Raw genomic sequence first — 17,543 nt, 5'->3', positions numbered from 1 at the left:
AGGGCCGCAGGACAGGATGGATGAAGCCGGGATGGATGTTGACGTCGTCGTAGTCGGCGGAGGCGCGATGGGATCAGCTGCGGCCTGGCAGCTCGCACTCAAGGGGCGATCGGTGGTTCTCCTTGAGCAGTTTGAGGAGGGGCACCATGTAGGGGCTTCCCATGGTGCGACGCGCAACTTCAACACGGCCTACGCAGAGGGTGACTACCTCGCCTTGGTCAGCGAAGCGAGGAACCTCTGGGACAGGCTCGCGGAGGAAACCGAAACGCAGTTGTTGGATCTTGTGGGTCTGGCCAACCACGGAAATGTTGCCCGGCTCCGGGAAGTTCGGACCGCGCACGCTGAGCGGGGCATCGCAAGCCAGTTCATCTCCGCCAAGGAGGCGTCAGAGCGTTGGCGGGGCATGGTGTTCCGAAGCGATGTCCTCTTCGTGCCGGAATCGGGCCGGGTCCGGGCGGCCGAGGCCCTCAAGGCGCTGCGCACATCGGCCGAGGCACACGGTGCCCGCTTCGAGTATTCGACCCCTGTTCGCGAGATCCGCGTGCTCGGCGAGGATCGCGCCGTCGTCGTGACCGATTCGCTGGAAATCACGGCGCGCCGGATTGTCATCGCGGCGGGCGCCTGGACCAGCAAGCTTGTCGGGGCGCAGGTCCCACTCCCCCGTTTGGTGGTCACCCAGGAGCAACCTGCGCATTTCACGCCCATCGATGATTCCCAGTCCTGGCCGAGCTTCAACCACGCGCCGGACCCGGGAGATCCCCGTGACGACTATTGGTACAGCCCCGTCTATGGGATGCTCACTCCAGGCGAGGGGGTCAAGGCGGGGTGGCATGGCGTAGGGCCTGTCACCGATCCGGATGCCCGCACATTCGAACCCGAGCCGGTTCAGCTGGAGGCCCTCCGCCGCTACGCTCGTGAATGGCTGCCCGGGGTCGACGCCGAATCGGCGGTTCCCATCAGCTGCACTTACACGAGCACGGCCAACGAAGATTTCCTGCTCGACCGTTTTGGACCGCTGGTGGTCGGCGCGGGGTTCTCAGGCCACGGATTCAAGTTCACCCCGGCTATTGGCCGCGTACTTGCCGATCTTGTCGACGGGATTGACGCGCCGCGCCGCTTCCGCCGCACTTAAATGCAACTAGCTCGCAGTTGTTGTCGTTCTGAGCGCTCAAAACGACAACAACTGCGAGTTAGTTGGGTGGGCGGGGCGCCTAGTTCAGGGTGGCGACAACCTCGTTGAGCTTTGCTGAAGGTCGCATCACGGCCTCCGCCTTGGCGGCGTCGGGGCGGTAGTAGCCGCCGATGTCGGCAGGCGAACCCTGGACTCCGAGCATCTCGGCAATGATGGTGTCCTCGTTGGCCGTCAGGGCCTCGGCGACGGCGGAGAACGCGGCGGCGAGCTCCGTATCGTCGCTCTGCTGGGCCAGTTCCTGTGCCCAGTACTTCGCGAGGTAGTAGTGGCTGCCTCTGTTGTCGAGTTCGCCCACCCTGCGCTTCGGGGACTTGTTGTCGAGCAGGAACGTGCCGGTGGCGCGGTCGAGCGTGTCCGCGAGGACCTGTGCCCGGGCGTTGCCGGTGGTGGTGGCGAGGTGCTCGAAACTGACGGCCAGGGCAAGGAATTCGCCCAGGCTGTCCCAGCGCAGGTGGTTTTCCTGCAGGAGCTGCTGGACGTGCTTCGGAGCCGAGCCGCCGGCACCGGTCTCGAAAAGGCCGCCGCCGTTGATCAGCGGGACCACGGAGAGCATCTTGGCGCTGGTGCCAAGCTCGAGGATCGGGAACAGGTCGGTGAGGTAGTCACGCAACACGTTGCCGGTCACCGAGATGGTGTCTTCGCCCTTGCGGATCCGCTCCAGCGTGAACGCGGTGGCCTTCTCCGGGGACATGATCTCGATCTGCAGGCCTTCGGTGTCGTGGTCCTTCAGGTATTCCTTGACCTTGGCGATCAGCTGGGCGTCGTGGGCGCGGGTTTCATCGAGCCAGAAGACAGCCGGCATCTTGGAGGCGCGGGCACGGGTGACGGCCAGCTTGACCCAGTCGCGGATCGGCACGTCCTTGGTCTGGCAGGCGCGCCAGATGTCGCCCGGGGAGACCTGGTGTTCGATCAACACGGTTCCGGAAGAATCCACAACCTGCATGGTTCCGGCGTACTCAACCTCGAAGGTCTTGTTGTGGCTGCCGTATTCCTCAGCCGCTTGTGCCATCAGGCCGACGTTCGGAACCGTACCCATGGTGGTGGGATCGAAGGCGCCGTGGGCACGGCAGTCATCGATGACCACCTGGTAGACATCTGCATAGCAGCTGTCCGGGATGACCGCGAGAGTGTCGGCTTCCTTGCCGTCCGGTCCCCACATGTGGCCGGAGCTGCGGATCATCGCCGGCATCGAAGCGTCAACAATGATGTCACTGGGAACGTGGAGGTTGGTGATGCCCTTGTCCGAATCGACCATGGCCAGCGCCGGTCCGTCTTCCAGGCCCTTCTTGATGGCCGCCTTGATGCCTTCGCGGACGTCTTCCGGGAGTTCATCGAGGCCGTTCAGGATGGAGGCGAGGCCGTTGTTGGCGCTCAGGCCGGCAGCAGCGATCTGCTTGCCGTAGGTGTCGAAAAGCTCAGAGAAATACGCCTTGACAACGTGGCCGAAGATGATCGGATCGGAGATCTTCATCATGGTGGCCTTCAAGTGTGCCGAGAACAGCACGCCTTCTTCCTTGGCGCGGACCACCTGGGCAGCCAGGAACTCGTCCAGGGCAGCGGCGCGCAGCACGGTGCCGTCCACTACTTCACCGGCGAGGACGGGGAAGGCCGGCTTGAGGACCTTGACGGTGCCGTCTTCGCGGACGATCTGGATCTTGATGGTGTCGTCGGCCGGGATGACCACGGACTTCTCGTTGGAGCGGAAGTCGTTCTCCGTCATGTGCGCAACGTTGGTCTTGGAGTCGGCGCTCCAGGCACCCATGGAGTGCGGATTCTGGCGGGCGTAGTTCTTCACCGACAGGGGCGCGCGGCGGTCCGAGTTGCCTTCACGCAGGACCGGGTTCACGGCCGAGCCCTTGATCTTGTCGTAACGCGAGCGGATGTCCGTCTCTTCGTCGGAGGAGGGGTTGTCCGGGTAGTCCGGAAGCGCGTAGCCCTGACCCTGCAGTTCGGCAATGGCTGCCTTCAGCTGAGGGACGGACGCGCTGATGTTGGGAAGCTTGATGATGTTCGCTTCGGGCTTCTTTGCCAGTTCGCCCAGTTCAGCCAGTGCGTCACTGATCCGCTGCTCTTCAGTCAGGTAGTCACCGAAGACGGCGATGATTCGGCCGGCCAGCGAAATGTCGCGGGTCTCGACCTCCACGCCGGCCGTTGAGGCGAAAGCTTCCACAATCGGCAGGAACGAGTACGTCGCCAGCATCGGCGCTTCGTCAGTGTGGGTATAGATAATCTTTGCCATTGGCGGGGCATCTCCCTGAAAGTCTGCAGATTTCAACATCTCTAACTTACCTGAGGGGGCCGGATTGGCGCGTACCGGGATGGCCTCAAGCGAGCTGTGCAACGTCATACCGCGCCGAACCTTATGTACCTCCGCGCCAAATCGGAGTAGGTTCATTGGGTCAAACTGTGGCCGACAACACGTGGCCGCCAAACGATTGGCAGGACAATCATGACAAAGAAATCACTCCCCATCACTGGTCTCCTGAGCCTCATTACCTCCGCCGTTTTGACCCTCTGTGCCGCTGGAGGGGCGGCAGCCGCAACGCCTACTGCGGTTTCGAGCTTCGCAGCGCCTGGGACGCAGCAGCTCGTCAGCCTGGCGACAACAAACACCGACCCCTCGGGGTACTGGACTCCCGAACGGATGCGAGCAGCCATCCCGGGCGATGTCCTCGCCCGCAAAGCCCTCGCACGAGGTGGCGCCACCGCCAGCGGCACGGTCGAAACCGGCCCGCCAGTGAAAATCGCCAGCGCCAAGGGCAGCAGCTCGAGCCTGCACCAAGACGAAGACCCTATTGACCACGTCGGCAAGGTCTTCTTCACCATGGGCGCCTTCGCTTACGTCTGCTCCGGCAACGTCGTCGTGTCGGACAACGACAGCACAGTGGCGACCGCGGGCCACTGCGTCAACGAGGGTCCCGGAGCCTTTGTCCAGAACTTCGTGTTCGTTCCGGCCTATCTCAACGGCAATGCTCCTTACGGCATCTGGCCCGCCAAGGCCCTCTACACCACGCCCCAGTGGCGCACCGCCGGCGACATCCGCTATGACACCGGTTTCGCAGTTACTGCCACGGTGAAAGGCAAGCACTTGGCCGACGTCGTTGGCGCGTCCGGCGTGGAATTCAACCAGGACCGGGGACTGAGCTACCAAGCCTTTGGCTACCCTGCCGCCCCGCCGTTCGACGGACAATCGCTGAAGAGCTGTTCGGGTGACGCCACCAAGGACCCCATCAATCCACAGTTCAAGGCGCAGGGCATTCCCTGCGATATGACCGGTGGGTCATCGGGCGGACCCTGGATGGTCGACTCGGGCCGGGATTCCTACCAAAACTCCATTACGAGCTACGGCTACCCTGGTGGCCCGGCTGTGATCTACGGGCCTTATTGGGGCTCCGTCATCCGGGATGCCTACGATACGGCGTCCACATCCTAGGTCTTTCGGCCAGTTGGAAACTAGGCAGAATTCGCATCTTGTCAAACGAAAGTCAAATCTCACAAAACTTGAACAATTTCTTTACATGCTTGTCACGGCTTCGGTAGTTTCGGTTCCGTCAGTCGGCGGCCTCCACAAACCGGCCGCCGTCCGCTCGATATCTAGGACAACTGTGACGAGAACCAAGACCTTGGCCACAAGCCTGCTCGGCCTCACTGCCGCCGCCTTACTCGCGCTGGGCGCCGGCAGCGGGGCCACCGCGGCCCCGTCCATAAGCGATGGCACCGATGCGTCGACCGTGAGCAGCAATTCGGCGTCGGACGCGAACACCGCTGACTATTGGACTCCTGAACGGATGAAGAACGCCGTCTCCGGTGACCTTCTTGTCACCAAGGCACTGACCCGGACACAGGCCGCGGTTGGCCTTTCGGACATACCAACTTCTCCCGATCGGGTTTTTCCCGGGCTTGGCCGCGCACTGACAATCGAAGGCCAGAATGCCACCAGCACTGCAGCGCCGTCCCCCGCCGTGGATCGTAAAGCCAACGCAGGTGAGTCTCCCGTTTCACACATCGGAAAAGTGTTCTTCACACTCGGCGGGGTGAACTATGTCTGCTCCGGCAACTCCATCACCTCCGCCAACCAGAGCACCGTGTCCACCGCCGGCCACTGCCTCAACGAAGGCCCCGGGGCGTTCGCGGGCAACTTCACGTTCGTTCCCGCCTACCAGGACGGCGCCGCGCCCTACGGAAAGTGGACGGCCAAGGCGCTCTACACAACCAGCCAGTGGTCCTCAAGTGGAAACATCCAGTACGACACCGGATTTGCCGTCATGAACACCCTCAATGGCCAAAAGCTCTCAGCCGTGGTGGGCGCCTCAGGCGTCCAGTTCAACGCTGCCCGAGGACTGGCGTACAAGTCGTTCGGCTACCCCGCGGCATCGCCCTTCACCGGGGAATCGCTCAAGAGCTGCTCAGGCACTGCCACAAACGATCCCAACAACCCCCAGTTCAAAACCCAGGGGATCCCCTGCAACATGACGGGTGGCTCCTCCGGTGGCCCGTGGTTCCTTGGAAGCAGCGCCAGCGGATACCAGAACTCGGTGAACAGCTACGGCTACGGAAGCAACTCCACCACGATGTACGGCCCGTACTGGGGCACGGTCATCCAAGGCACGTACCAGACAGCGTCCACAGCCCCGTAACCTCCCCGGCGCAGCAGGGACATGCCCCCTGTTCGCTCCCAGGGTTGGACATATTGCGAATATGCCCAGCGCCGACCACCAAAAATGGACATGTCCTCCCGGGAGGACATGTCCATTTTTTGGTGCCGCGAGTGGACCCGGTGCGAGCGCCCGGACCTAGGGAAAGGACCTAGTGGAAGAAGTGCCTAGCGCCCGTGAAGTACATCGTGATACCGGCGGCGTTAGCCGCAGCAATGACTTCCTCGTCGCGCACTGAACCGCCAGGCTGGACGACGGCGCGGACACCAGCGTCGATCAGGATCTGGAGGCCATCGGCGAACGGGAAGAACGCGTCGGAAGCGGCCACGGCACCGCGGGCGCGCTCGGGTGCGCCAGTCGCGACGGCGTTGGAGGCACCGCCGGCACCGTCGACGTTGGACTCCACCTGGACGCCCAAGGTGTTGGCGCGCTCAACGGCAAGTTTGCACGAGTCGAGGCGGTTGACTTGGCCCATGCCGATGCCGACTGCCGCCCCGTTGTTGGCGAGGAGGATCGCGTTGGATTTGGCGGCGCGGCAAGCAGTCCACGCGAACGCGAGGTCGGCCAGCGTGGCGTCGTCGGCGGCAACGCCTGCGGCGAGGGTCCAGTTGGCGGGGTTGTCGCCGTCGGCGTCCACCTTGTCGGCCTGCTGGACGAGGACGCCGCCCGAGACCTGGCGGAGTTCCGTCGGGTAGCGGCCGTAACCGTCCGGCAGCGCCAGAAGGCGGATGTTCTTCTTCTTGGACAGGATGTCAACGGCTTCCGGCTCGAAGCCCGGGGCGATGACAACCTCGGTGAAGATCCCGGCCACGGTCTTGGCCATACCGGCCGTGACAATGCTGTTGGCCGCGATGACGCCTCCGAAAGCGGATACCGGATCGCAAGCGTGGGCCTTGGCGTGGGCGTCGGCAATGGGGTCCGCGGCATCGGCCGAACCCACGGCCACACCGCACGGGTTGGCGTGCTTGATGATGGCGACGGCCGGCTCGGAGAAGTCGAACGCGGCGCGGAGCGCGGCGTCGGCGTCGACGAAGTTGTTGTAGCTCATGGCCTTGCCGTGCAACTGGTCTGCCTGGGCGATGCCGGCGGGGGCCGCCTTGTCCACGTACAGCGCGGCCTGCTGGTGCGGGTTTTCGCCGTAGCGCAGCACCTCGGAGCGCTCAAGGGCGAGGCCGGCGTAGGCGGGCCAATCGATGACGCCGTCACCGTCTTCGTCGAGGAACTGGCTGGCGGTCCAGGTGGCAACGGCGGTGTCGTACGTTGCGGTGTGGGCGAATGCCTTCGCGGCGAGGCGGCGGCGCGTCTTCAGGTCGAAGCCACCCGCGGCGGCGGCTTCCACGACGGCGCCGTAGAAGTTCGGGTCAACAACGATCGCGACGGCGGCATGGTTCTTGGCGGCCGAACGCACCATGGCGGGGCCTCCGATGTCGATCTGCTCGACGACGTCGTCCTGCGCAGCGCCGGAGCGGACGGTCTCCACGAAGGGGTAGAGGTTGACCACAACGAGGTCGAAAGGCTCGATCTCCATCTTGGCCAGCGTTTCCATGTGGGCAGGAACGCGGCGGTCGGCCAGGATACCGCCGTGCACGCGCGGGTGCAGGGTCTTGACCCGGCCGTCGAGCATCTCCGGGGAACCGGTGACTTCTTCGACTTCCTTGACCGGAATACCGGCTGCGGCGATCTTCTTCGCGGTGGAACCGGTGGAGACGATGGCGACTCCTGCTGCATGCAGGCCCTTCGCGAGCTCCTCCAGCCCCGTCTTGTCGTAAACCGAGATCAGTGCACGGCGGATGGGAACACGGTCAAGCTGCGTCAAGCTCACAAAAGTCTCCGTCTTATATCGCGGGATTCCGCGGTTGCTGGGGATATGGACGAGTTTATCGTGTTGTGGCTCCTCTTCGTTTTTCGAGACGTGGCCGCGTCCGCAACATATGGTTGGGCCATGGATTCCGCGGATGTGATTTTGGTAGCCGACGTCGGCAAGAGCCGATGCCGGGTTGAACTCAGGCGAGGCGATGAGGTGGTGGGCTCGGCGGACCAGCAGGGCTTCCCCGGCCTCGGCATGGACGACGGCGCCCGGCTCGCCTTCGAGCTGCTCGCGGACACCGCGGCCATGCTGCCGCGGGGGCTTCCGGCAGCATTCCCGGAAGGTTCGTTGCTTGGAATCGGCGCCGCCGTGGCCGGGGTTGAGGCCTCAACGGCCAACTCCCACGAACTCGCCGTCCTCCTTTCCGAGCGCTTCAAGGTCCCGGCCGCGGTTCTCTCGGACGCAACCGCGGCCCAGCTCGGCGCCCTGCACGGCGCACCCGGAACGGTGCTGATTGTTGGCACGGGGGCTGTTGCCTTCCGCTTCGACGACGCCGGAACCCTCCACCGTGCCGATGGTTGGGGACCGCTCTTGGGCGATCGCGGAAGCGGCCGCTGGATCGGCCAGCAGGGCCTTCAGGCCGCACTACAAGCTCACGACGGCGGCCCTGCCACGTCGTTGCTCGGCGCGGCTGCCGCGCTTGTAGGCTCCCCCGCGCAACTTCCGGCGTGGCTCGCCGAATCCGACAACCCGGCACGGACGATGGCGCGTTTCACGCCCGTGGTGCTGAAAGAAGCGGAGGCGGGAGACGCCGTCGCACGCGGCATTGTGGACGAAGCCTGCAGGCTTCTCGTGAACACCGTGGCCCTTGCCGCGGGCGACACGAAGCAGGTGGCGCTCCTTGGCGGCGTCGTGAAATCGGAGTTCTTCGGCGGGCTCTTGCACAACGCCCTCGCTTCGGCTGGGATTGAGGTGGTTGCGGCTCTCGGCGATGGCTTGGACGGGGCCGCCCTCGCAGCGAACCGCCGCGGGCTCCTCCAGGAAAGGTACATTCACCGTGACGGAACAGCCTGACGCTTCTTCCCCCGGTACCCCGGACTCCCCCGACGGGCTCGAGGAACTCCGTTCGGAGCTCGCGGGCCTGCAAACCGAAGCCGCGTTGCCCGCGCTCAGTGAGTTGGACACCATGGGCACGGCCGAACTCGTCGCGGCCATGAATGAGCAGAACCGCGGCGTCCCGGCCGCCGTCGAACAAGCCAGCGGGGAAATCGCCGCAGTGGTCGACGCCGTTGCGGAGCGCCTCGCCCGCGGCGGCCGGTTGCTCTACGTCGGCGCCGGAACGGCCGGGCGGCTCGGGGTTTTGGACGCGAGCGAATGCCCGCCCACGTTCGGCACTCCCCCGGGGCTCGTCGTCGGGATCATCGCGGGCGGCACCCAAGCCATCCAGAAGCCAGTGGAGTACGCCGAGGACAACGCCACTGCCGGAGCCCGGGACCTGCACGACATCAGCGTGACCGAGGCGGACGCCGTCGTCGGAATCTCGGCTTCGGGACGCACACCGTACGTGATCGGCGCCCTTGAGGAGGCCCGCAGCCGAGGCGCTTTCACCGCCTCGATCGCTTGCAACCACGCTTCGCCCATCAGCAAACTGGCGGACGTGGCGATCGACGTCGTGGTTGGTCCCGAGTTCGTTGCCGGTTCAACGCGGCTGAAGGCCGGCACGGCGCAGAAACTCGTCCTCAACATGATCAGCACGCTCGCGATGGTCAAGCTCGGGAAGACCTACGGAAACCTGATGGTCGATCTGCGGGCAACCAACAACAAGCTCCTCGCAAGGTCCCAACGGACCATCCAACACGCCACCGGAGTGGACGCAGAGACGGCGATTCGCGCGCTGGATTCCGTGGGTGGATCGGTCAAGGCAGCCATCCTGGTAGTGCTGACGGGGATCGATCCGGGGCAGGCCAAGAGCGCTTTGGACGAGGCCGGCGGCTTCCTGCGAAAGGCGATCGAGAAGCACGGATAGAGTTTTCCCCAGGAGGGGAAATGAATACTTACACGACCGTCCCGAGCGGCGAACAGGTTGTCCAGGAGCTGCCGTGGCGGTGGAAGGTCCAGGGCAGGATCTTCCTGATCGGGGGCCTCGGCTTCATGTTCGATGCCTGGGACGTCACCCTCAACGGCATCCTCATTCCGCTGCTTTCCAAGCATTGGTCCCTCCAGCCCGCCGACGCCGGATGGATCGGCACCGCAAACCTGATCGGCATGGCCTTGGGCGCCTTCGCCTGGGGTACCATCGCGGACACCATCGGCCGGAAACGGGCCTTCACGGCCACCCTGCTGATCTTCTCCATCTTTACTGTGTTGGGAGCTTTCGCGCCGGACATCGTGTGGTTCTGCATCTTCCGCTTCATGGCCGGCTTCGGGCTGGGCGGCTGCATTCCCGTGGATTACGCACTCGTCGGTGAATTCACGCCACGGAAGCATCGCGGCAAGGTGCTTACCGCTATGGATGGTTGGTGGCCCGTAGGGGCCGCCCTGTGCGGCTTCATTTCGGCCGGACTTGTTGCGGCCTTTGCCGATTGGCGCCTCACCATGCTCGTGATGGTGTTGCCTGCCTTGCTGGTGTTCTGGGTCAGGCGGAGCGTGCCCGAATCCCCGCTCTTCCTCATCCGCAGGGGCCGGCGCCAAGAGGCCGCCGACGTCATCGACAGCCTCGTCCTGGCCACGGGAGCCGAGCCGCGCGCCTACAGCCTGCCCGCACCACAAGATGCGCCCCGTCTCTCCGCCGGCAGCGCGTGGCAGCAACTGCGACGGATCTGGCAGTTCAACTGGAAGATCACGACGGCGGCCTGGGCCCTGTTTTTCAGCATCCTTCTGGTCTACTACTTGAGCTTGACGTGGATGCCGCGGATTCTGATCGGCGCCGGGTTCGAGGAGTACAAGGCCTTCGTGACGACAGCCGGGATGGCCGGCGTCGGGCTCCTGGGCGTGGCGGTCGCCGCGGTGCTGGTGGAGCGGGTGGGCCGCAAGTGGATCCTGGCCATCACCGGGCCACTGTCCGCGTTGGCCCTGGTGATCGTGTCATTGGTGGTGGACATTCCTGACGCGGCCGTGTTCTGGCTCCTGGCGTTCGGCTTCGTCATCCAGGTGGCCATCCCGGCGCTCTACACCTACGTCTCGGAGCTCTACCCCACGGAGCTTCGGGGTTCCGGCTTCGGCTGGGCCTCGACCTTCTCACGCGTTGGTGCCGGGATCGGGCCACTCGTGTTCGCTTCGTATTTCTGGCCCGAGCTTGGCCTGGCTACGTCTTTCGCCTTGGCTGGCGGGCTGATCGTTGTGGCTGTGCTGTGGATGGCGTTGTTTGCGCCGGAGACCAAGCAGCTCGAGCTCGACTGAGCATGCCCCACGGGGGTGCCCAACTGACTCGCATTTGTTGTCGTTATGAGCCGCCAAAACGACATCTAATGCGAGCTAGTTGGGCCGAACGGAGGACTTAGGCGTGCTTTCCCGCCGCGAGCTCTGCGAGCGTCCGGACCAGGAGCCTACGCTCCACCACCTTGATGCGTTCGTGCAGGGTGTCCTCGGTGTCGTCCGGGGCGATGTCCACCGCTTCCTGGGCGATGATGGGCCCGGTGTCCACGCCGGCGTCGGCCCAGTGGACAGTGCAGCCGGTCACTTTCACACCATAGGCCATGGCATCGCGGACTCCATGGGCTCCCGGGAAAGCGGGAAGCAGCGCGGGGTGGGTGTTGAGGTACTTGCCTTCGAAGGCATCGATGAACTCCGGACTCACAATCCGCATGAACCCGGACGAGACCACCACGTCCGGATTGTACGAGGCAACGGCTTTGGTAAGTGCCGCGTTCCAATCGGCCCTGTCCGCGTAGTCCTTGAAGTCCACCACGAAGGTGTCCAGTCCGGCTTCGGCAGAGCGTTCCACGCCGTAGGTACCCGGCCGGTCGGCTCCCACGGCTGCGATCTCAATGTCCAGCTCGCCCGCCTTCACGGCGTCGATTACTGCTTGGAGGTTGGAACCGGTGCCGGAGACGAGGACAACAATACGCATTGCACTAGCTTATGGCTGGCTCGCGTAGGCTGGAAAACATGAATTCCGGCGTTGGACCCACCCCGCAGCATCAGCCTCAGAGCGAGGCTGCCAAATCAGCGCTTGCCGTTACCCACACGCTGTTCAGGACTTTCCTGCTGACCGTGCTTGGCGCCCTGTTCGTCTATATCCTGAACATCAGCTACGTCTGGCTCAGTGGAATCCTCACCGTCATCGCGGCGGTGCTTGGAGTGGTGGTCCTCGTGCGGGCGATCCGGTTCAAGCAGCCGCGCATCGTTCTGTTCGGCACCATTTCCGGGCTCGTGGTCACGGCCATCATGTGCCTGCTGGTGCTCACCGCAGTCGTCTTCTTCCAACAGGTCACCACCTTGGAGAACTGTGCACGAGGCGCACTGACGCTCCACGCCCAGAACTCGTGCCAGGTGGATTTCCAGAATTCCCTTCCCTCCGGATTGCGCTAGCCGGGGCGCAAGCCAGGTGAGGCAGGCACCTTAGCGGCGGTCGCCGTCGTACACGGAATCGTCGAGATCCGCTTCGCGGAGCTTCTGCCGCCTTTCGAGCCAGGGCCCCACCCAATAACCGATCACGACGCCGATCCCCACCTCCGCGGCGATCCAGACTGCCGTCCACCGCGGGTCCGGGCCGATCTCGGTGAGACGCCCGATCCCGGCGGAACCGCGCGCCAGCCAGGCGAGGCCTCCGGCCAAAGCCCCTGCGACGGCCCCGATGAGCGCGCCGAGGATCAGCGTGGAAACAGGAGCCGTGAACCAGCGCGCCTTGATCTTGATGGAGAGCCATTCGTCGAAGTGGTTCTCCCCCGCCCGCAGGAACCACCAGCCCGCCAACACACCGGCGATCACCGGCAGGGCGAGGGCCGCGGCGCCGAAGTCGAGCTGCCCGGTGGGTAGTGCGCCGAAGACGGGGATCGCGGGCAGCGGCCCGACGGCGGTGCCCAGCGGCCCGACGTGTGAGCCGATGCCGAGGGAGAACCCTGCGCCAGAGGACCAAGCCAAAGCGAATATCGCCAGATTGGGGAGGTAGCCGAGCTGGGCGATGGTCAGGACGCCACCGCCGAGGGCGCCGGCTTTCAGGCCTTCGTAGACGGCGATGATGTCCGTCCAGTGGATGACAAGGTCGACGGCGAGCAGCGTCGCCGAGAGTGTCAGTGCTGCCATGATCGCGACGAATCCGGCCTTGATGGCGGAGCCGAAGTAGGAACCGGCCCAGCGGGAATGTTGGCTTGTGCGCGCAAGCCAATCGACGGCGTCTACCCCAATGAGCCTGCTCCACGAGCCCGACTCACGCCGGGCACCCACCACCATGCCGAGACCGAACGGGATTAGCGGAAGTAAGGCAGCGAACCAGATGTTGATGACGACGTCCTGCGTCCGGCACACGAATCCGGTGGCCGCGCCGAACGCCCCGTAGACAAGCAACGCTCCGAAGAAGGCCTGCCACAGCTGGTCCGTGTAGGAAGCCCTGGCCAGCCGGCGGCCCGCGCGCCACGCCAAAAGGAAGGGGACCAGCGTCAGTCCGAGCGGGATAAGGGACAACATCCCGGAACCCGGTAGACCCGCGGTTCCCATGTTCACAGTGGCAAGTTGCAGCGGAACGCCGTGGACCAGCAACCAGGCTTGGCCAGCCAGGCGTGCCAGGAAATCGACGGTGTGGTTCTGGAATCCGTCAGTTGCCCAGACACCGATCAGCGGCAGGACCACCACGAGCGCGGAGATGATGGCGGCCTGGGCCGACTCAAGGGCACCCTGCAGCCACAAAGGCATGGGCAGGCCATGGTTACCAGTCTGATCAGCGCGCAGTTTCATCGTGTTCTATCGTGCCACGGCGTGCCCCGCTCCCCCGGCAGGCGCCCGCACGGCCCGCCAATCCCCCAACGCCCGCTCACTTATGAGGCGTTCCGGGCGGACGCTCGCTCACCAATGAGGTTTTCCGGGCCAACGCCCGCTCACCAATGAGGTTTTCCGGGCCAACGCGCGCTCACCAATGAGGCACGCCGGGCCAACGCCCGCTCACCAATGAGGCACGCCGGGCCAACGCGCGCTCACTCCGGCCGCACCGCTGTCGTCGTATATGTGTGCGAGCGTTGGCAGGAAACCCGACATACGTGAGCGAGCGTCGGGGAAAAACCCGCCATAGGTGAGCGAGCGTCCGGGGCGCGCAGTGCCTCTGGGGCCGCCGGGCACGCCGCCGCCAGGCCGGCCGGACGCCGCCGCTCCCAGCGCTTTTTGCATAAGTCAGACGTAAAATTGGATTGTTCGCAATAGGTGGATGGAGGGCATAAATGACTACCGCAACCCCACATGCACATGGTGTTCACTTTGGACGGACGGACATCCAGAACATCGGCATGGGTGTAGGTATTCTGATGGCGCTGGTGGGCCTTCTCGGATTCATTCCGGGAATCACCATGCGGTACGGGGAATTGCAGTTCTTCGGGCCAAATTCGCACGCAATGCTCCTGGGTGTGTTCCAAGTGTCGCTGCTGCTCAACATTGTGCAGCTCCTCATCGGTGGAACCAGCTGGGCGATGTCCCGCTCGGGCGGCCATAGCGCACGCAATATCCTGATGAGCTTCGGCGCCTTGTACATCGTGTTCAGTGTGTACGGACTGAGTGTCGGGGTTGATTCGGCGGCCAACTTCCTGTCGCTGAACACGCTCGACAACTGGACGTTCATGGTCTTGGGCATCCTGATGATTGCCGCTGGCTGGATGTTTTCACGGCATCTGGCCGACGACGCAAAGTAGCCCTATTCAAAGCCCGGATTGAGTTAGCCCGGGATTACAGGAGCCGCCGATGGGTAGGATCTACAGCTAAATCTGAATAGTCATACAAGCGGTTGGTGCAGTTCCTGCGGTGAAGAAGCCGGGAGCTGTGCCAACCTTCTTTGTGCCCGACGCCGTCAGATCCACTTTGGTGCCGCCGGCACGGGCCCAGCGCCCGCGGTCACCCCGCCGGCCCCGCGTCCGGTGGCCCATTGCACGACGCCGGCGAGAGGCCCGGCGACCACGACGGCGGCGTCCGGATCGCCAAACGTGAGGTCCGTGCCAGCGACGCTGACCAACAACCCGGCGTCGGTGCCCCGGGCGGCCCACGAACCGGTGATGTCGCGCAGCAGCCGTTCCAGTACCGACGCCGGGATGTCACCGAACGATGCTCCGTTGTAGAGGTCGACGGCGTGCACCCAGACTTCGCGGGTGCGCATCCAGACCGTTTCCGACGCCGGGACTTCCCTGCCCTGGATGGTCCGGACCGTGTGGTGCCAGGCGTCCTCGGGCAGATCCCGCCATTCCACGCTCAGGTGCACGGCGGAGTGGTCAAACAGGTTCCGCAACGCGATGGGAGACAGGGTGGCGCCGAAGTTGATCTCCTCATCCCGCACTGCAATTGAGGGATACATCGGAGTCTCCACGCCGGTCGACGCCCACTCCACGAGGCGGGCGATGGCCCGGGCGTTGTAGCCCACGTGTGCTACAACGTGGCGGCGGGTCCAGTCGGGAAGCAGCGAATCGCCGTCGAGCCCGGCATCGGTGAGTTCGTTGAGCTTGCGGGCGAAGAACGCGGTCCCACGCCGGGCCTGCAGGAGCTGTTCCTGCAGGCCAGGATCGGTGGTGAGGTCGTGGCGGGCGACCATCAGGCTTCCTTGACCACGCGGTTGCTCAGCTGGCCCAGTCCCTCGATGGTGGTGACCAGGAGCTGGCCCTCCTGGAGGTACCGCTTCGGGTTCTGGGCATGGCCCACTCCGCCGGGGGTGCCGGTGGCGATGACATCGCCCGGGTTCAGCGTGATGATGGTGGAGATGTAGGACACCAGGAATTCGGGGGTGAACACGAGGTCCCCGGTGGGGGTCTGCTGCTGGATCTCGCCGTCCACCGCGGAGGTCATGAGCGGCCCGGCCGAGAACTCGTCCTTAGTGACCAGGGCGGGCCCGAACGGGGTGGACTTCTCCCAGGTCTTGCCTTGCAGCCATTGGATGGTGCGGAACTGGTAGTCGCGCATGCTGATGTCGTTCAGCACCGAGTACCCGGCTATGTGATCGGCCGCGTCGGCTTCGCTGATGCGGCGCCCCTTCTTGCCGATCACGACGGCGAGCTCGGCCTCCCAGTCAACCGTGTCCGATTCCTGCGGCAACGCCAGGTCGTCGTTGGGACCGATTAGCGATTCCTGGTACTTCGCGAACAGGGTGGGGTACTCGGGGATTTCCCGGCCCATCTCCTTGATGTGGTTGCGGTAGTTGTGCCCGACGCAGATGATCTTCCCCGGTGAGGGCACGACGGCGGCGAGGTCGGCGCCGTCGTACGCGTGAGTTGCGCCGTTGGCCGCCTCAGCGATAGTCGCCCAGGCGGGGTCCTGCAGGAGGACGCCCACGTCGGAGAACCCGTCGATCTCGGTCAGGATGTCGCCGTCCTGGCGGACGGCCACGGTGCCGGTGCCGGTCCCGTCAGAAATGCGGAGGGTGAGGAGTCTCATTTGTTGCGTCCTTCGATGTACGTGCGGTTGAAATTCAGTCGTTCGAAAATGGGGGCGTCGCTGAAGCGGAACAGATCGAACTCACTCTCGGCGTGGAGCGACCATTCCTGCCAGGACGGCACGACAAAGAGGTCGCCCTTTTCCAGGACCTTGGATCCCCCGTTCAGCACCACGGTGCCGCGTCCTTCGAAGACCTGCCAGACACTGGAACCGACTTCGCGCACGGCCTCGGTGGAAGCGCCGGCCCGCAGGCGGTGGAATTCGGCGCGGATGGTGGGCATGACGTCCCCGCCGGTGGTCGGGTTGGTGTAACGCACGGCGGCGTGGCCCTGGGACACCGTGGCCGGGTGGCCCTCGTCCTCGAGAAGCAATTGTTCGCGCAGGGCGGCGTCGGTGTGTTCCCAACGGTAGGCCGCGATCGGGGAATTCACCGTGTCCTGCAGCCCGGAAAGGGGACGGAGGCCGGGGTGAGCCCAGAGCCGCTCGGATCGCGAAACGTCCGGGGTGGCCTCGTCAGTGACACGTTCGGTGCCGAATTCGAAGAACCCGGCGTCCGCGTAGTGCACGAACGGGATGTCCAATCCGTCGATCCACGCCATCGGCTGGTCCGTGTCGTTGTGGTGGCCATGGAAGTTCCAGCCCGGCGTCAGCAGGAAGTCCCCGCGGCGCATCGCCACCGGATCCCCGTTGACGACCGTCCAGACGCCCTCACCTTCGACGACGAAGCGGAAGGCGTTCTGCGAGTGGCGGTGCTCCGGAGCTGTTTCGTGCGCGCCCAGATACTGGATGGCAGCCCACAGGGTGGGTGTGGCATACGGAGTACCGCCGAGGCCCGGGTTTGCCAGGGCGATGGCACGGCGTTCCCCGCCACGGCCAACAGGCACCAGGTCCCCGGCACGGGCCGCCAATGGGTACAAATCGTTCCAGCGCCACACGTAAGGCACGGCCTTCGGGGACGGCACCATCGGCATCAGGTCCGCGATCTCGGTCCAGAGCGGAATCAGGTTCCCGGCCTCGAAATCCTGATACAGCTGCTCCAGCTGGGCGGCTTCCTCGGGAGTCGGTTCCGGAACAGCGTTCTCGGCGGCAACTGATTCGTGGGTTGTGCTATCGGCGCTGATGGACACAGAGGCCTCCTCGGGGGTACGGGACAGTTTTGGCGTACTCCAGACCCTAGGGAAGCCCCTAAGTGATCTCCAGCATATTCTGCTAGACAGAATCTTCTGGCCCACCTGACGGGCCCGCAGACCCAACTGACTAGCAATAGATGTCGTTATGGGCCCTCAAAACGACATCAACTGCGAGTCAGTTGGGTGGGTCACGGCTTGGGTGG

Annotated in this window: 15 protein-coding genes; 8 read left to right on the top strand and 7 right to left on the bottom strand. The window is 64.5% G+C overall.

Annotated elements, in window-relative coordinates:
• Nucleotides 1-31 precede the first annotated feature (31 nt).
• Nucleotides 32-1,132 (top strand): FAD-dependent oxidoreductase, encoded by a 1,101-nt coding sequence (locus AC3WJU_RS16560; protein ID WP_492260383.1) that lies wholly within the window; start codon nt 32-34, stop codon nt 1,130-1,132.
• Between the two features lie 79 nt (nt 1,133-1,211).
• On the opposite strand, the gene AC3WJU_RS16555 is transcribed toward AC3WJU_RS16560, so the two are convergent.
• Nucleotides 1,212-3,431 (bottom strand): NADP-dependent isocitrate dehydrogenase, encoded by a 2,220-nt coding sequence (locus AC3WJU_RS16555; protein ID WP_059388022.1) that lies wholly within the window; start codon nt 3,429-3,431, stop codon nt 1,212-1,214.
• Between the two features lie 210 nt (nt 3,432-3,641).
• Between AC3WJU_RS16555 and AC3WJU_RS16550 the strand changes: the two genes are divergently transcribed.
• A complete protein-coding gene (locus tag AC3WJU_RS16550; RefSeq protein WP_492260374.1) occupies nt 3,642-4,625 on the top strand; it encodes a trypsin-like serine peptidase in 984 nt (327 codons plus the stop codon).
• 172 nt (nt 4,626-4,797) lie between these two features.
• Nucleotides 4,798-5,829, top strand: a complete 1,032-nt coding sequence (locus AC3WJU_RS16545) for a trypsin-like serine peptidase (RefSeq protein WP_492260373.1) — start codon at nt 4,798-4,800, stop codon at nt 5,827-5,829.
• Nucleotides 5,830-5,998: 169 nt separating this feature from the next.
• Here AC3WJU_RS16545 and purH read toward each other — a convergent pair whose 3' ends face one another.
• Nucleotides 5,999-7,669 (bottom strand): bifunctional phosphoribosylaminoimidazolecarboxamide formyltransferase/IMP cyclohydrolase, encoded by a 1,671-nt coding sequence (gene purH / locus AC3WJU_RS16540; protein WP_307053053.1) that lies wholly within the window; start codon nt 7,667-7,669, stop codon nt 5,999-6,001.
• A 120-nt stretch (nt 7,670-7,789) separates the two neighbouring features.
• Between purH and AC3WJU_RS16535 the strand changes: the two genes are divergently transcribed.
• Genes AC3WJU_RS16535 through AC3WJU_RS16525 form a run of 3 tightly spaced genes read left to right on the top strand, consistent with a single transcriptional unit; the run spans nt 7,790 to nt 11,053 of the window.
• Nucleotides 7,790-8,728 (top strand): N-acetylglucosamine kinase, encoded by a 939-nt coding sequence (locus AC3WJU_RS16535; protein ID WP_492260372.1) that lies wholly within the window; start codon nt 7,790-7,792, stop codon nt 8,726-8,728.
• Nucleotides 8,712-9,680 carry an N-acetylmuramic acid 6-phosphate etherase gene (gene murQ, locus AC3WJU_RS16530; RefSeq protein ID WP_307053051.1) on the top strand — a complete coding sequence of 323 codons (969 nt, stop codon included), beginning with the start codon at nt 8,712-8,714 and terminating at the stop codon, nt 9,678-9,680. Before AC3WJU_RS16535 ends, murQ begins: the two co-directional genes overlap by 17 nt.
• 20 nt (nt 9,681-9,700) lie before the next feature.
• Nucleotides 9,701-11,053: an MFS transporter gene (locus AC3WJU_RS16525; RefSeq protein ID WP_492260371.1), complete on the top strand. Its 1,353-nt coding sequence runs from the start codon at nt 9,701-9,703 to the stop codon at nt 11,051-11,053.
• 97 nt (nt 11,054-11,150) lie between these two features.
• Here AC3WJU_RS16525 and purN read toward each other — a convergent pair whose 3' ends face one another.
• Nucleotides 11,151-11,723, bottom strand: a complete 573-nt coding sequence (purN, locus tag AC3WJU_RS16520) for a phosphoribosylglycinamide formyltransferase (RefSeq protein ID WP_492260370.1) — start codon at nt 11,721-11,723, stop codon at nt 11,151-11,153.
• Between the two features lie 38 nt (nt 11,724-11,761).
• On the opposite strand from purN, the gene AC3WJU_RS16515 reads away from it, so the two are divergent.
• Nucleotides 11,762-12,184, top strand: coding sequence for a hypothetical protein (locus tag AC3WJU_RS16515; protein WP_253257189.1), 423 nt, complete (start codon nt 11,762-11,764; stop codon nt 12,182-12,184).
• Between the two features lie 30 nt (nt 12,185-12,214).
• Here AC3WJU_RS16515 and AC3WJU_RS16510 read toward each other — a convergent pair whose 3' ends face one another.
• Nucleotides 12,215-13,546 (bottom strand): cell division protein PerM, encoded by a 1,332-nt coding sequence (locus tag AC3WJU_RS16510; RefSeq protein ID WP_492260369.1) that lies wholly within the window; start codon nt 13,544-13,546, stop codon nt 12,215-12,217.
• A gap of 476 nt (nt 13,547-14,022) precedes the next feature.
• Here AC3WJU_RS16510 and AC3WJU_RS16505 point away from each other — a divergent pair, with 476 nt between their 5' ends.
• Nucleotides 14,023-14,487 (top strand): DUF4383 domain-containing protein, encoded by a 465-nt coding sequence (locus AC3WJU_RS16505; protein ID WP_284991734.1) that lies wholly within the window; start codon nt 14,023-14,025, stop codon nt 14,485-14,487.
• Nucleotides 14,488-14,642: 155 nt separating this feature from the next.
• Here the strand turns inward: AC3WJU_RS16505 and AC3WJU_RS16500 are convergent, their stop codons facing one another.
• Genes AC3WJU_RS16500 through AC3WJU_RS16490 form a run of 3 tightly spaced genes read right to left on the bottom strand, consistent with a single transcriptional unit; the run spans nt 14,643 to nt 17,337 of the window.
• Entirely contained in the window at nt 14,643-15,374 is a 732-nt protein-coding gene (locus tag AC3WJU_RS16500) for a maleylpyruvate isomerase family mycothiol-dependent enzyme (protein ID WP_492260368.1), read from the bottom strand.
• Entirely contained in the window at nt 15,374-16,210 is an 837-nt protein-coding gene (locus AC3WJU_RS16495; RefSeq protein ID WP_492260367.1) for a fumarylacetoacetate hydrolase family protein, read from the bottom strand. Before AC3WJU_RS16495 ends, AC3WJU_RS16500 begins: the two co-directional genes overlap by 1 nt.
• Nucleotides 16,207-17,337 (bottom strand): cupin domain-containing protein, encoded by a 1,131-nt coding sequence (locus tag AC3WJU_RS16490; RefSeq protein WP_492260366.1) that lies wholly within the window; start codon nt 17,335-17,337, stop codon nt 16,207-16,209. Before AC3WJU_RS16490 ends, AC3WJU_RS16495 begins: the two co-directional genes overlap by 4 nt.
• Between the last annotated feature and the right edge of the window lie 206 nt (nt 17,338-17,543).

The sequence above is a fragment of the Arthrobacter sp. FW306-1B-F12A genome (assembly GCF_058781865.1).
Note: the sequence above shows the minus strand (reverse complement) of the source record. Positions and strands in the feature narration are given on the sequence as shown.

Coding starts and splice junctions, on each gene's coding strand:
- AC3WJU_RS16560 (WP_492260383.1), top strand. CDS start 32: ATGGATGTTGACGTCGTCGTAGTCGGCGGAGGCGCGATGGGATCAGCT.
- AC3WJU_RS16555 (WP_059388022.1), bottom strand. CDS start 3,431: ATGGCAAAGATTATCTATACCCACACTGACGAAGCGCCGATGCTGGCG.
- AC3WJU_RS16550 (WP_492260374.1), top strand. CDS start 3,642: ATGACAAAGAAATCACTCCCCATCACTGGTCTCCTGAGCCTCATTACC.
- AC3WJU_RS16535 (WP_492260372.1), top strand. CDS start 7,790: ATGGATTCCGCGGATGTGATTTTGGTAGCCGACGTCGGCAAGAGCCGA.
- AC3WJU_RS16525 (WP_492260371.1), top strand. CDS start 9,701: ATGAATACTTACACGACCGTCCCGAGCGGCGAACAGGTTGTCCAGGAG.
- purN (WP_492260370.1), bottom strand. CDS start 11,723: ATGCGTATTGTTGTCCTCGTCTCCGGCACCGGTTCCAACCTCCAAGCA.
- AC3WJU_RS16515 (WP_253257189.1), top strand. CDS start 11,762: ATGAATTCCGGCGTTGGACCCACCCCGCAGCATCAGCCTCAGAGCGAG.
- AC3WJU_RS16510 (WP_492260369.1), bottom strand. CDS start 13,546: ATGAAACTGCGCGCTGATCAGACTGGTAACCATGGCCTGCCCATGCCT.
- AC3WJU_RS16505 (WP_284991734.1), top strand. CDS start 14,023: ATGACTACCGCAACCCCACATGCACATGGTGTTCACTTTGGACGGACG.
- AC3WJU_RS16500 (WP_492260368.1), bottom strand. CDS start 15,374: ATGGTCGCCCGCCACGACCTCACCACCGATCCTGGCCTGCAGGAACAG.
- AC3WJU_RS16495 (WP_492260367.1), bottom strand. CDS start 16,210: ATGAGACTCCTCACCCTCCGCATTTCTGACGGGACCGGCACCGGCACC.